Below are 13,574 nucleotides of genomic sequence, written 5' to 3' on the forward strand. Positions count from 1 at the left end.
CGAAGCGCTGCGGATGAGAGGCCAGGAACTGCCGCCCCTCCCCCTGGACGAGGCGGAAGCGTGGGTCCTCCACCCAGGCCCGGAAGTAGTCATGGTAGGTGCGGGTGAGGATCCCCACCGTGGCCCCGTTGACCTCCACCCCCGTGACCTCTGCGGCCCCGAAATAGAGGGCGTTCAGGACGTCGAAGCCACCCCCCACCCCGATGATCAGGACCCGCGGCGGCCCCGCCGATTGCACCTGATAGGCGGCCGCGTAGATGGTCTGCTCGATGCCTCTCAGGGAGCCCGGCTGGCCGTCGTAGTCGACCGCGTAGGTGAAGGCATTGTTGTTCTGGGTCAGGAGGCGGCGGAAGCGAGAGAGGAAGGCGCGGTCATCGCCGATCAGGCTGGGAAGGGCGAATCTCTCGGGATCCGGCGGCTGGATCCGCGTGACCTCGATCCGGGAGAGGGGATCCCAGGCCACATGCTCGATTTGCGAGCCCGAACCGGGGGCGGTGGCTTGGGCGAGGATGGAGCCGGCCGGGTAGACCATGTGGAACACCCGGCTGGGGTCGGCGGCCGCCCACGCGATGAAGGCGCCCGCGAGAAGGGCGAGAGTCCACTCAAGGCGGCCCCGAGGAGCGAAGGCCAGAGCTGCGCCCAGCATGATGACGCAGGCCAGGATTAAGCTCCTCTCGACGCCCAGGTCGCGGATGGCGGGGAGCACGGCAAAGGCTCCCAGGGCCGACCCCGAGAGATCGGCAAAGTAGATCTGGCGGGTGGGGAGATCGGGCCGGGCGAGGAGCAGGCCGAGCACGAGTCCGCACCCCGAGAAAGGGAGGGCAAATAGCAGCGCCCAGGGCATAAGGGCAAAGTAGCTCCGGACGAACTCGGGGCGGGAGGCCGCCCAGTCTTGGGCAGGGGCTCCACAAAACAGCGCGCAGGAGCCGAGCAGGGTCACTGCGAAGATCATCGCGGAAAGCACGACGACCCTACCCTGGTTCTCGAAGATGGGCTCGCGCCACCTCGAGAGCACCACTCCTGAGATGGCAAAGCCCAGCATGGTGAGGGAGATGACGAGGAAGGCGAAGTTGTTGACGAGCTTCGCCATGACTAGGCGGTGCACCAGGACCTGAGTGAAGAGGGCTACGAAGGCCGTCGAGAAGGCGAGGGCCAGCGCGCGGAGGTGGAAACCAGGCTTCATCAGGCGGGCAAATCTACCATCGGCAAGATTGACTTGCACCGCACCCGCGTTTACTATTCCTCGTACACGAGGGCCCCAAGCGAATTGGCCATCGTCGCCATCATCCCGGCGCGCTTCGGTTCCACACGGCTGCCGGGGAAGCCTCTCTCCGAAATTCACGGACGCACCATGATCGAGCATGTCCACGAGCGGGTCCGCCGCGCCCGCTGCCTGGACCGGATCCTCGTGGCCACCGACGACGAGCGGATCGCGGCCGCGGTGCGGGGCTTCGGCGGGGAGGCGGTGATGACGTCACCCCGGCACCCCACGGGGACGGACCGCCTGGCGGAGGCGGTCAAGGCCACGGACGCCGCGATCGTGGTGAACGTGCAGGGAGACGAGCCGCTGCTCGACCCCGCGGGCATCGACGCCGCGGTGCAGGCTCTGCTCGGAGACCCTGCTCTGCCCATCGCCACCCTCTCCCTTCCCCTGGGGGACGTGGAGGAGATGCTCGCGCCCTCAGTTGTGAAGGTCATCACCGACCGGGAGGGAAACGCGATGTATTTCTCGCGCAGCCCCATTCCCCACGTCCGTTCCTCCGACTCGCGGGGGGCGGCGGAGGGGGCGGTAGCGAGCGGGCTCGCGCGGAAGCACGTGGGCCTCTATGCCTATCGGCGGGAGGCGCTCTTGCGCTTCGCCTCCCTGCCCCCCACCCCCCTTGAGGAGGCGGAGGGGTTGGAGCAGCTCCGCGCGCTGGAGCACGGGATGCGGATCCGGGTCGTGCCCATGAGCGGCGAGCCGGTGCCGGCGGTGGATACGCCCCAGGACCTGGAGCGGGTGCGCGAGCTCCTGGGCCGTAAAGGGGCGAAGGAGCAGGGTTGACCAAGTACATCTTCGTCACGGGGGGTGTGGTCTCGTCGCTCGGCAAGGGGCTGGCCTCCGCCTCCATCGGCTGCCTGCTGGAAGGGCATGGCTTCCGGGTCGCCATGATGAAATGCGATCCCTACCTCAACGTGGACCCCGGGACCATGAGCCCCTACCAGCACGGCGAGGTCTACGTGACGGAGGACGGGGCGGAGGCCGACCTCGACCTCGGGCACTACGAGCGCTTCACCCGCTGTGTCACGTCCAAGGAATCCAACATCACCACGGGCAAGATATACGGCTCCGTGATCGCCAAGGAGCGCCGGGGCGACTACTTGGGGCGAACGGTGCAGGTCATCCCCCACATCACGGACGAGATCAAGGGCGCCATCCGGGCGGTGGCCAAGGACGCGGACGTGGTGATCGTGGAGATCGGCGGCACCGTGGGTGACATCGAGAGCCTGCCCTTCTTGGAGGCGGTGCGACAGTTCCGCCAGGACGTGGGCCGGGACAACGCGATCTTCGTCCACCTCGCTCTCGTCCCCTACATCGCCACCGCCCACGAGCTCAAGACCAAGCCCATGCAGCACAGCGTGCGCGAGCTGCGGGCCATCGGGATCCACCCGGACGTCCTCCTCTGCCGCACAGACCGCTACCTCTCTCCCGATATCAAGGCCAAGCTCTCCCTCTACTGCGACGTGCCGGAGGAGGCGGTCATCACGGCCAAGGACGTGGACTCCATCTACGAGGTGCCGCTCCTCCTCTCCGGGGAGGGCCTGGACGGCATCGTGCTCAAGTCGCTCGGGCTGCGGAGCGCGGGGCGGGACATGTCGGCCTGGGAGGACCTCGTCCGGCGCATCAAGAACCCGAAAGGGGAGGTGGTGATCGGCATCGTGGGCAAGTACGTCTCCTTCGAGGACTCCTACAAGAGCCTGAACGAGGCCTTGACCCACGGCGGCTTCGGCAACGACGTGCGGGTGGTCCGGCGCTGGGTGGAATCGGAGGAACTGGAGTCGGGCAACGCGGAGTCCAAGCTGGCGGGGCTGGACGGCATCCTCGTCCCCGGGGGCTTCGGGACCCGGGGCACGGCGGGAATGGTGGCGGCGGCGGAGTTCGCGCGGCGCACCCGCACCCCCTACTTCGGCATCTGTTACGGCTTCCAGTGGGCGGTGACGGAGTTTGCCCGCAACGTCTGCGGCCTCTCCACCGCAAACTCCACGGAAGTGGAGCCCGATGCCGAGCACAAGATCATCTACAAGCTGCAGGACCTGCTGGGGGTGGAGGAGATGGGGGGCACCATGCGGCTCGGCTCCTACGCTTGCCGGCTGCTGCCCGGCTCGCGGGCGGCCGGGATCTACAAGGCCGCCGAGGTCCAGGAGCGGCACCGCCACCGCTATGAGTTCAACCGGGCCTACGAGGGTTGCCTGTCCGAGCACGGTCTTGTGATCTCGGGCAAGACCCCCGACGGAAAGTTCGTGGAGATCGCGGAGCTGCCGAACCACCCCTGGTATCTGGCCGTGCAGTTCCATCCGGAGTTCAAGTCCAAGCCCCTCGTGCCCCATCCGCTGTTCGCGGACTTTGTGCGGGCCAGCCTGGAAAACCACAGGACCCGCCTCGGCCAGGCCACCCCCACGCGGGTGCCGGTGGCCCTCTAGTGGGAGGTCGGTCGGCCCCCGGCACCGAGGGTCTCTGGCGCACGATGGCTCGGGGGCGGAGCCTCTTCTTGATCGCGGGGCCCTGCGTGATCGAGAACCCTCGCCACCCCGGACAGGTGGCGGCCCGCCTCCGCGACATCACGGGCGAGCTGGGCGTCCCCCTCATCTTCAAGGCCAGCTACGACAAAGCCAACCGCTCCAGCCTGCGCTCCTACCGGGGGCCGGGGATGGAGCGCGGGCTGGAGATCCTGGCCGGGGTGCGCGCGCGCTACGGGGTCCCCATCCTCACCGACGTCCACGAGCTGGCCCAGGTAGAGCGCGTGGCGGAAGTGGCGGACGTGCTGCAGATTCCCGCCTTCCTTTGCCGCCAGACCGACCTCGTCCTGGGGGCATCCCGCACGGGGAAGATCGTGAACATCAAGAAGGGGCAGTTCATGGCCCCTTGGGACATGAAGGGCGTGCTGGACAAGGCGGCCTCGACCGGCAACCGCCGGATCATGGTCACCGAGCGTGGCTTCAGCTTCGGCTACAACAATCTGGTCGTGGACATGCGCTCCTTCCCCACCCTGCGTTCGTTCGGTTACCCGGTTATCTTCGACGTGACCCACAGCGTGCAGCGGCCGGGGGGGTTGGGCGATCGCTCCGGGGGCGAGGCGCACTTCATCGACACCCTGGGCCCGGCGGGGGCGGCCGCCGGCGTCGACGGTCTGTTCATGGAGGTGCACGAGAACCCGGCCCGGGCCCTCTCCGACGGCCCCAACTCGTACCCGCTGGGGAGGCTGAAGCGCCTTCTGGTTCGCCTCCTCAAGGTGCAGGCCGCCGCCCACGGATAGCTCGCCGCCGTCCAGGGGCGCGGCATCCCCTGCCCCCCGCGGGGTGGGGCCCCGGCCCGTTCTCCTGGCCTGGCTTCTGCTCGCCGGTCTAACCGGCCTCCCCTACCTTCGGGCCGCGCTCGACCCTCCCCCCGGCACCACTTTCGTCGGCTTCTTCTTCTACGCCGACGACCAGTACAACTACCTCTCTTTCGTCCAGCAAGCGGAGGACGGCGCCTTCCGGTTCCGGAACAAGCTGGTGGAGGAACCCCACCCCCCCGCCCTCCTCAACCTCGAATGGTGGCTGGTGGGCCGGCTCTCCGCCGCCCTGGGGCACCATCCCCTCGTGGCCTATCGCCTCCTGGGGCTGGCCGCGGCCCTGGCCCTGCTGGCTGGCCTCGATGCCTGGCTCCGCGCGATGGGGCTTCCCGACCCTCATCGGCTGCCCGCGCTTCTCCTCGTGACAATGGGGGGCGGCCTGGGGGGGATTCTCTTCACCTTCGGGGACCAGGGGCGTTGGTACCTGGACCTCTTCACGGGCCTTTTCCCGTTCATCGGGCTTCTCGTCAACGCCCACTTCGTGACCGGAACCGCGCTCCTCTTGTGGACGCTCTGGGCCTACTTAAGAGCGCGAACCCCCCTCGGCCAGGTTGGGGCGAGCGCGCTGGGGACGGTCCTGGGCCTGGTCCGCCCCTACGACCTCGTGCTCCTGGTCGCCATCCGCTCCCTGGGCGTGCTCGTCACGGAGCCGATCCGCCTCTCCTGGCGGCGCCTCCTCCCCCTCGCCGGCCTCGCCCCCGTCGTTCTCTACAACTACTGGCTCTTTTACCGAACTCCGGCCTTCGCCTTTTACCGCACCGCGTTCTATGAGTTCCCGGGCCTCGGTGACTTCGCCCTCGCTCTGGGCCCGGCCGCCCTCCTCGCCGCTCTGGCCATCCCGGGCGGGAGGGGAGCGCCGGACGCTCGTGGCCCGCGCGCCCACCTCTGGGCCTGGGCCTTGCTCGCGGCCGCCATCATCCTTGCGCGGCCGGTGCATTTTTCCCTCCAGTTCCTGGTGGGAGTGGGAGTACCCCTGCTCGCGCTGGGGGCGGTGGGTCTCGCGCGGTTTGGACCGGGAGTGATGCTCGTGGCCGTGCTCCCTCTGGCGGGCACGGCCCTGGCCGCCCTCCGCCTTGTTTCGGGCCCCACCGGCCCCTGGTTCGTGCCCTCGGAGCGACTGGCGGTAGCGCAGGCCCTGCGCGGGAGTTGCCGACCGGGTGACGTGCTGCTCTCTCCGCCGGACATCGGCCAGTACGCGGCCGGCCTCACCGCCTGCCGGGCCTACGTGTCCCACCCCATCGGGCCGGACTACGCCCGCCGGACGGAGGAGGTGCGCGCATTCTTTGGGACCTGGGACCCCACTCTCCGCGCCGCCTTCCTCGACCGCCATTGCATCACCCATCTCACCCTGCCCGGGGACGCGGGCCCCGTCCCCGGCGCCTGGCTGGGCGAGGCGACCGCGTTCCGCGCGCTGGCGCGCGTGGGTCAGCCGACCGTGATCAGCGTCTATGCGCGGGAGGGCGGAGGAGGATGCTGGCCGCCATGAGGAAGACCGCCCCCACTCTCCCCCCTTCGACCGTGGGGGCGCAGGCCCACCGCCCGGGGCTGCCCTCCACGCGTCGCCTCTGCCCAGCGTCCCTTGATTTCGGGTCCGCCCTAAACCTACGATTGCCACATGTCCCGTAATATCGCCCGCCAGGTCTTGGAGATCGAGGCCCAGGCCATCCGCGATCTGCTCCCGCGCATCGACGCCGACTTCGAGCGCGCGGTGGAGACGGTGTTTGCCTGCGCGGGGCGGGTCGTCGTGACCGGGATGGGCAAGAGCGGCCTCATTGGCCAGAAGATCTCCGCCACTCTTTCCTCGACGGGGACGCCCTCTCTCTTCCTGCACCCCGCGGAGGCCATCCACGGGGACCTGGGTCGGATCGTCAAGGGGGACGTGGTTCTCGCCATTTCCTACAGCGGCGACACGGGCGAGGTCCTGACCCTCGTACCCCAGGTCAAGCGCCTGGGCTCGCCGCTGGTGGCCCTGACCGGCAACCCACGCTCCCCCCTGGCCGGCGCGGCCGACATTCACCTCGACGTGTCGATCCGCCAGGAGGCCTGTCCCCTCGGGCTTGCTCCCACCGCCTCCACCACCGCCGCCCTCGCCATGGGCGACGCCCTCAGCATGGCCCTCCTGGAGCGGCGCGGCTTCACGGTGGAGGACTTCGCGGTGCTCCACCCCGGGGGTCGGCTGGGGAAACGGCTGCTGCGGGTGGAGGACGCGATGCACACCGGCGACGACATCCCGCGGGTGACCCCCGAGACGCTCATGAAGGATGTGCTCTTCGAGATGACCCGGAAGCGCCTGGGCCTGACCACCGTCACGGACGGGGACGGCCGGCTCCGAGGGGTGATTTCGGACGGGGACCTCCGCCGGCAGATGGAACGGCACGGGTACACCCTCTTCGACCGCTCGGCCGGAGAGTGCATGACCCGGGACCCCGTCCTGGTGGGCCGCCGGGAGCTGGCCACGCGGGCCCTGGACTTGATGGAGACCCGCAAGATCACCGCCCTGCTCGTGGTCAACGAGGCGGGGGTCATCGAGGGAGTCCTGCACCTGCACGACCTCTGGAAGACGGAGATGATCTGAGTGGGGCCGGTCAATGGTCAGTAACGATGAGGCCCTGGCCCAGCGCTGCCGCGCCCTGAAGCTCATCCTGACCGACGTGGACGGAGTGATGACGGACGGGACGGTGCTCCTGCTTCCCGACGGTCAGGAGGCCAAGTCCTTCCACATCCGCGACGGGCTCGCCATCGTGATGGCCCGACGGGCGGGGCTTCTGACCGGGCTCCTCTCCGGGCGCGTCTCCGAGGCGGTGGCCCGGCGCGCGGCCGAGCTGGAGATGGCCGTGGTCCGGCAGGGCATTTCGAACAAGGGCGCCGCCCTCCGCGAGATCCTGGCCGAGCAGGGCCTGACCGCCCAAGAGGTGGCCTACATCGGCGACGACCTCAACGACCTGCCGGTCATGAACGCGGTGGCCCTGTCCGCCGCCCCCGCCGACGCCCCCTTCGAGGTGCGGGCCCAGGCCTTCATGATCATGGAGGCGAGGGGCGGCGGGGGCTGCCTGCGCGAGTTCGTGGAAGCGATCCTGCGCGCCCGGGGAGACTGGGAGCGCGCCGCGGCCGCGGTCGGCGTGCTCGCGCCTTGACGGACACCGCCCTCCTCGCGGTCCTGCTGGCCGGGATCGCGGGCGTGCTGGCGGGACGGGCTTGGGCCGCCGGTCGGCGGCGGGGCAACTCCCGGGGCCGGCCCGGCCTCCTCTCCTCCCCCCACTACACCCAGGGGTTGCACTACCTGGCCGCCGGTCAGCTCGAGCTCGCCATCAGCGAGCTGACCAAGGTGACCCGGGAGGACAAGGACGCGGTGGAGGTCCTGCAGGTGCTGGGCCATCTCCTCCGGGAGGCGGGACAGGTGGAGCGCGCCATCCACCTGGACCAGGACCTGCTCGCGCGGGGCGACCTGACCCGCGCGGAGCGGGCCCGCGCCCTGGCCAGCCTGGGCACCGACTTCCGCAAGGCGGGGTTTCTCGACCGGGCCACCCACACCTTCGGAGAGGCCCTCGCGGTGGACGCCAAGAACATCCACGCCCTCACCGGCCAGCAGAAGCTGCACGAGGAGCAGCGCCAGTGGCGCGAGGCTTACGAGGTCCAGACCCGGCTGGCCCGGTTGCGGAAGACGAACGACAGCCTCGTGCTGGGCTTCCTCCAGGCGGAAATGGGCCGGGAGGCGGCCGCCGCCGGCCACCCCGGGGAGGCCGAGAAGTCCTTCCAGACCGCCCTCTCCCTCGACCGCCGCGTCTTCCCCGCCTACCTCGGGCTCGCCGACCTCTGCGCGGCCAGCAACCCCCGCAAGGCGGCGGCCATCCTGGAGGACGCCATCCAGGCGGTGCCCGAGCGGGCCTACCTCACCTTTGACCGCCTCTCCCACGCCTACGCGGCCGCGGGTGAGCCCTCGGGTTTCACGACCCTCTGTGAGCGCATCATTGGTCAGGACCCCCAGGAGTGGCGGGGCCGCCTGGCCCTGGCCCGTCACCTGCGCGCCCAGGGGAAGACGGAGGAGGCCCTCGGCCTCCTCCTCCGCGCGGTCGAAGCCAACCCCCAGGTGCTGATCGTGCACCTGGAGGCCTGGCGGACGCTGCGCGCCCGCGGCTTGACCGAGGAGGCAGTCCGCTACGTCTCGGTGGCGGAGGAGTCCGTCTTCTACGCCGATCCCCACATCTGCACTGCCTGCCGCTACCGGGCGGACGACATGTTCTGGCGGTGCCCGCACTGCCACGAGTGGAACACCTTCGTGGAGGAGCGGCTGGGGCTGGCGGCGGGGACGCGCTAGCCCGGCGCCTCGGGGGCGGGGTGCTCGCGCCCCTGGAGGCCGGCCATGCCGTCCACGGCCTCGAGCAGGGGCGGGGGTACCGTCTCCCCGGACACCCCCGCAGCCAGGCCCACCAAGGCCCCCCCCAGATCCGCCCCTTCCCCCTGGCCGCCCAGGGCGGCGCGGGCGGCGCGCGGGTCCCGGGGATGCTCCCGGGCGGCGTCGAAGACCGCGTCGAGCGACGCGGACGGAGGGCCGCCACCCCACCGATCGGCCAGGGTGCGCCAGGAGGCTCGTCGGTTCCGAAGATCGTCGGGTAGACCGCCCGCGACCGCGGCCTCCTGGAGGGCCAGCGCGAACACGATGGCGGTGGCCAAGGAGTCCGGTTCCGAGTGGGTGAGGCGGGCAAGGGACGCGCTCGCCGCGGCCAGGAAGGGCGGGTCGGGGCCCCCGCGCGCGAGGGCCCACAGCACGACCGGCAGGGCCAGGGTGGCGGGACCGGGCGCGGGGTCGGGATGGCCGGCGGGGCAGCGATACCAAGCGTCCGGGCAGGGGGGCAGCAACCGTCGACCGATCCGTTCCATCTCGAGCCCGCCCGCGGAGGCGATCTCGGTCAGGAGGGTCAGGGGGTCGAGCCCGCGCGGGCCCGCGCTCGGCCCGTAAAGGAGGCCGCCCAGCCACCGCTCGCGGGGAACCTCCACGCGGAGGGGGCCAGCCGCGGCCAGGGCGCGGAGGTCGCGCAAGAGCGCGTCCGCGGCCCGGTTGGTGTCCGCCATCCTTCCTGACGTGTCCACCTCAAAATGGGCGAAGCGCCGCTTCTCCTCGATCGGCATCTGGGCGGCCAGGCGCGCCCGGGCTGAGGCTTCGTCCAGTCCGTCGCGCTCCCGGAGTCGACGGCGCTGCTCGGCCGGCGGGCAGTGCACCACCACCAGACGATCGAAGCGCAGGTGCACCCCCGCTTCCACGAGCAGGGCGCCATCGGTCACGAGCACGGGCCCGCGGGCGGCGGCGGCCCAGCGCGCCTCCTCCTGCCGGACCCGGGGGTGGACGATCGCGTTCAGGCGGGTGCGCACGCCGGCGTCCGCGAAGGCGATCATCCCCAGAGCCCTGCGGTCTATCCGCCCCTCGGAGTCCAGAACCGGCGGCCCGAAGGCGGCGCGGAGCTCGTCGTAGGCGGCCCCACCCGGGGCCATGACCGCGCGCGACACCTGGTCCAGGTCCAAGGTGTCGAGGCCGCCTTCCGCCAGCCGCTTCAGTACATGCGACTTCCCACAAGCTATGCCCCCGGTGAGGCCCACGCGAAGCATGGTCAGGAACACCCCCGCTCAGGGTTGCGCAGCCGCGGCCACCGTGTTCTTCATGAGCATCGCGATGGTGAGAGGACCGACCCCCCCCGGCACGGGGGTGAGGGCGGAGGCCACTTCGGCGACGGATGGGGCGTGCACATCGCCCACGAGGGCGTAGCCCTTCTTTGCGAACGCCGCCATCCTCGTCTCGTCAAGCAAATCGCGGGCCTGCGCCGGGTCATCCACCCGGTTCATCCCCACGTCCACGACCACCGCCCCCGGTTTCACGTGCGCGGCCCGAACCAGGCCCGCTCGACCCATCGCCGCCACCAGGATGTCCGCTTCCCGGGTGACGGCCGGGAGGTCGGGGGTGCGCGAGTGGCAGACGGTCACGGTAGCATCGGCGTGCATGAGGAGCAGAGCCATCGGCTTGCCCACGATGTCACTCCGTCCCAGGACCACGGCCCGCCGCCCGGAGACGACGATGCGGTTCCGGGCCAGAAGCTCCATGATTCCGGCCGGCGTGCAGGGAACGAAGCGGGGGCGCTTCTGGACGAGGCGGCCCACGTTCTGGGGGTGAAAGCCGTCCACGTCCTTGGCCGGGTCCACGAGGTCGAGGACCCGGAGGGTCTCCACTTGTGGAGGCAGCGGCAGCTGCACGAGGATCCCGTGGATGTCCGACCGCCGGTTGTAGTCCTCGACCACCCGGGCCACCTCGGCCGTGGAGGCGTTCACCGTGAGATGGCGCGTCTCGTGACGGATCCCCAGCTCCTCGCAGGAGCGGGTCTTGCTGCGCACGTAGATCGCGGAGGCGGGATCCTCCCCCACCAGGAGCACGCCCAGGCCCGGCCGGACCCCGCGCGCCTCCAGCGCGCGGATGCTCTCGCGAACCTCCTCGTTGATGGCCAGGGCGGTGGCTCGGCCGTCCAGGAGCATCGCGCTCATAGGGCCCGGGAGCGGTACCCCTCGAGCGCCGCCGCTCCCTCCCCCGTGCTCTCCGAGGGCAGAGCGAAGGAGGCCACCAGGTACACCGGGATCGAGGCCAGGAGGAGGGCGCTGAACCCCCAAGTCACGGAGACGGCCACGCTCAGGACAGGAGAGATGACGGAGAAGATGCCGTTGAGCCCCCAGGCCCAGGGAACGGAGGCGGGATCTTGCCTCTTGAGGCGGTCGAGACCCGTGGGGAAGAAGAACCCGAGGCACCAGCCGATGGGGGCGACCACGCTGCAAACGATGATGACCCGCACCCAAAACGGGAAGCCTACCCCCCCCGCCGGCCGCGTGAGCACCAGCGCATGCCCCAGCAGCAACAGGCCCGCCAAGCCGTAGCTCAGGTAGCGCAGTTCGCGGACTCTGGCCATGAGCCATCCCGAGGACAAGACGCCCAGACCCGTGCTCAGGAGGAGGACGGCCAGAACCACGGACAAAGCATAGTTCGGATGTCCCAGGAAGAGCCCGAACTTCTGAACGAGAGCGACCTCGATGGCCATGTAACCGAGGCCCAAGCCCCCAAAGAAGACACCATAACGGCCCGCCTGGGGCGTTTTGAGTCCCGCTCCCCCGAGCTCCCGGAGCGGCAGGTAGACGCAGGCTACCCCCACAAGCCCGGTGAAAACGAGCAGGAGGAGCAGGCCATACTCCATCACCGGGATGCTGGCCGCGACCACCGCGTCTTGGGGGAAGAGATGGCTCCAATAGGAGTACCGAAAGAAGAAGGGCCGGTCGTCGTCGACGGCACGCACGTCGAAGGGATAGACCTCGGTGAAAGCCGCTTCCCGCCTGGCGTCCCCCAGGGACAGGAAGGCCTGATAGAGATTCGCGCGCTGTTCGTTTAGGGCGGGCGCCGCGGACAGTCCGAAGAAGGGGCTGCGGCTCGCCCACGACTCCAGGCGCTGCAACTCGACGGGCAGGAGGGGCGTCCGCTTCACCAGCAAGGCCGAGAACAGTCCATCCCCGGAGGTCAGCATGGCAATGTGGTCGGCCGGCCGGCTGACCCCTGCCCCACGCAGAGCCCCCACCGCCGTGACCAGGGCACGAAGCATCTCCCGGGGCGGCCGATACTCGGTCCGCATCATGTTCATGATGCCGTCGTCACTCAGACGGGCCAAGTACCCGTCAAACGCTTCCTTCGTGTAGAGGTAGTTCTCAGAGAAGACGTGGGCCATGGCGGGAGTGCCGCTCACCGAATCCACTCCCGAGAGCTGGATGACGTCGAAGCGCTTCGGGGTGCTGGCCAGGAAGTTCCTTCCTTCGGCGCGGATCAGGCGAACCCGCGGATCTTCCGTCCAAGCCCGAAAGTAGTCGCGGTATCGGCGGGTCAGGATGTCCATGGTGGCGCCGTTCACCTCCACGCCCGTCACCTCCGCCGCGCCGGCATGAAGCGCGGTCAGGACGTCGAATCCCCCCCCTACGCCGATCACGAGCACCCGGGGGTGAGGGACGGAGGTCGCCTCGTAGGCCGCGGCGTAGAGCGTCTGCTCGATACCCGAGAGCGACGGCTTCCCGCCGTAGTCCACGGCGTAGGTGAACGCGGTGTTGTTCTGGGTAAGGATGTGGGTGAAGCGGGCCAAGAAGAGAGGGTCCGCTCCCACCAGGTAGGGCCATTGGACGGTGTCGGGGCTCGGAAAGGGAATGCGGGAGAGTTCGATGCGCGCCAAGGGATCCCACGCCGCGTACTCGAGGGCGAAGCCACCCGAGGGGTCCTTATCCAGGTCCAGAACGGATCCACGCGGATAGGCCATGTCAAAGACGCGGTCGCCGAAGAGCGCGCACAGCAAGACCGCGAGCAGGCTCAGAACCGCCGCCCCCCGGGCGACGCCGCGGCGAGGCCGGCTCAGCAGCCAGGCGCCGACCACCATCACCGCCCCCGCGAGCAAGCTCGCCCGTTCCACCCCCAGCCCGGAGATGGCGGGGATGACGGCGACCGCACCCGCGGCGGAACCCAAGAGGTCGTAGGCGTACACGCGGCCCACGGGCAGGTCGGGTGAGGCCAAGAGGACGCCAAGAACCAGGCCGCAGAAGCCGAAGGGAACCGCGTAGAGCAGGGCCAGAGGAATGAGCCCCATGAAGGAGACAAGGAACTCCCCTCGGGTGGGCGCCCATTGGGCACCCGCGGGGGCGCGGTAAAAAGCGGCGGTGACGGCGAGCAGCGTCAAGGCGAAGAGGGCCCCGGACAGCAGAATGACGTCCTCACGCTCCGCGAGAAGCCTTGCTCGAGCACGGCTCAGCACGGCCCCCGAACAGGCAAACCCGAGCATGGTCAAGGAAATCACCAGAAAGGCAAGATTGTTGGTGAGCTTCAACGAGACCATGCGGTGGACCAGGATCTGCGTGAAGAGGGCAACGAAGGCGGTGAGGAACGCGAGGGCGCAGGCTCGGGCGGTGGGATTCAATCGCATCCGC

At 69.8% G+C, this 13,574-nt stretch carries 11 protein-coding genes; 7 read left to right on the forward strand and 4 right to left on the reverse strand.

Annotated elements, in window-relative coordinates; genetic code table 11:
- Positions 1–1,183: hypothetical protein (locus tag VN461_22505; GenBank protein HXB57551.1), on the reverse strand; the 1,183-nt coding region annotated here is incomplete at its 3' end.
- Positions 1,184–1,267: 84 nt separating this feature from the next.
- Between VN461_22505 and kdsB the strand changes: the two genes are divergently transcribed.
- From kdsB to VN461_22540, 7 genes are all read left to right on the forward strand, one after another.
- Complete coding sequence (gene kdsB / locus VN461_22510; GenBank protein HXB57552.1) at positions 1,268–2,044, forward strand: 3-deoxy-manno-octulosonate cytidylyltransferase; 777 nt, start codon at positions 1,268–1,270, stop codon at positions 2,042–2,044.
- A complete protein-coding gene (locus tag VN461_22515; GenBank protein ID HXB57553.1) occupies positions 2,041–3,681 on the forward strand; it encodes a CTP synthase in 1,641 nt (546 codons plus the stop codon). Before kdsB ends, VN461_22515 begins: the two co-directional genes overlap by 4 nt.
- A gap of 44 nt (positions 3,682–3,725) precedes the next feature.
- Positions 3,726–4,514 (forward strand): 3-deoxy-8-phosphooctulonate synthase, encoded by a 789-nt coding sequence (gene kdsA / locus VN461_22520; GenBank protein HXB57554.1) that lies wholly within the window; start codon positions 3,726–3,728, stop codon positions 4,512–4,514.
- 43 nt (positions 4,515–4,557) lie between these two features.
- On the forward strand, positions 4,558–6,078 hold the full coding sequence (locus VN461_22525) for a hypothetical protein (GenBank protein HXB57555.1): 1,521 nt from the start codon (positions 4,558–4,560) through the stop codon (positions 6,076–6,078).
- Between the two features lie 129 nt (positions 6,079–6,207).
- Positions 6,208–7,167 (forward strand): KpsF/GutQ family sugar-phosphate isomerase, encoded by a 960-nt coding sequence (locus VN461_22530; GenBank protein HXB57556.1) that lies wholly within the window; start codon positions 6,208–6,210, stop codon positions 7,165–7,167.
- Between the two features lie 13 nt (positions 7,168–7,180).
- Positions 7,181–7,726: an HAD-IIIA family hydrolase gene (locus VN461_22535; GenBank protein HXB57557.1), complete on the forward strand. Its 546-nt coding sequence runs from the start codon at positions 7,181–7,183 to the stop codon at positions 7,724–7,726.
- Positions 7,723–8,907: a tetratricopeptide repeat protein gene (locus VN461_22540; protein HXB57558.1), complete on the forward strand. Its 1,185-nt coding sequence runs from the start codon at positions 7,723–7,725 to the stop codon at positions 8,905–8,907. The genes VN461_22535 and VN461_22540 overlap by 4 nt, the downstream gene beginning before the upstream one ends.
- Here VN461_22540 and coaE read toward each other — a convergent pair.
- Genes coaE through VN461_22555 form a run of 3 tightly spaced genes read right to left on the reverse strand, consistent with a single transcriptional unit; the run spans position 8,904 to position 13,570 of the window.
- Positions 8,904–10,205, reverse strand: coding sequence for a dephospho-CoA kinase (coaE, locus tag VN461_22545; protein ID HXB57559.1), 1,302 nt, complete (start codon positions 10,203–10,205; stop codon positions 8,904–8,906). The genes VN461_22540 and coaE overlap by 4 nt on opposite strands.
- Positions 10,206–10,211: 6 nt before the next feature.
- The gene (folD, locus tag VN461_22550) at positions 10,212–11,117 is read right to left on the reverse strand and encodes a bifunctional methylenetetrahydrofolate dehydrogenase/methenyltetrahydrofolate cyclohydrolase FolD (protein HXB57560.1); all 906 of its coding nucleotides are present in this window, start codon (positions 11,115–11,117) and stop codon (positions 10,212–10,214) included.
- Positions 11,114–13,570: a hypothetical protein gene (locus tag VN461_22555; protein HXB57561.1), complete on the reverse strand. Its 2,457-nt coding sequence runs from the start codon at positions 13,568–13,570 to the stop codon at positions 11,114–11,116. The genes folD and VN461_22555 overlap by 4 nt, the downstream gene beginning before the upstream one ends.
- Between the last annotated feature and the right edge of the window lie 4 nt (positions 13,571–13,574).

The organism is Vicinamibacteria bacterium, from assembly GCA_035570235.1.
Taxonomy (GTDB): Bacteria; Acidobacteriota; Vicinamibacteria; order Fen-336; family Fen-336; genus DATMML01.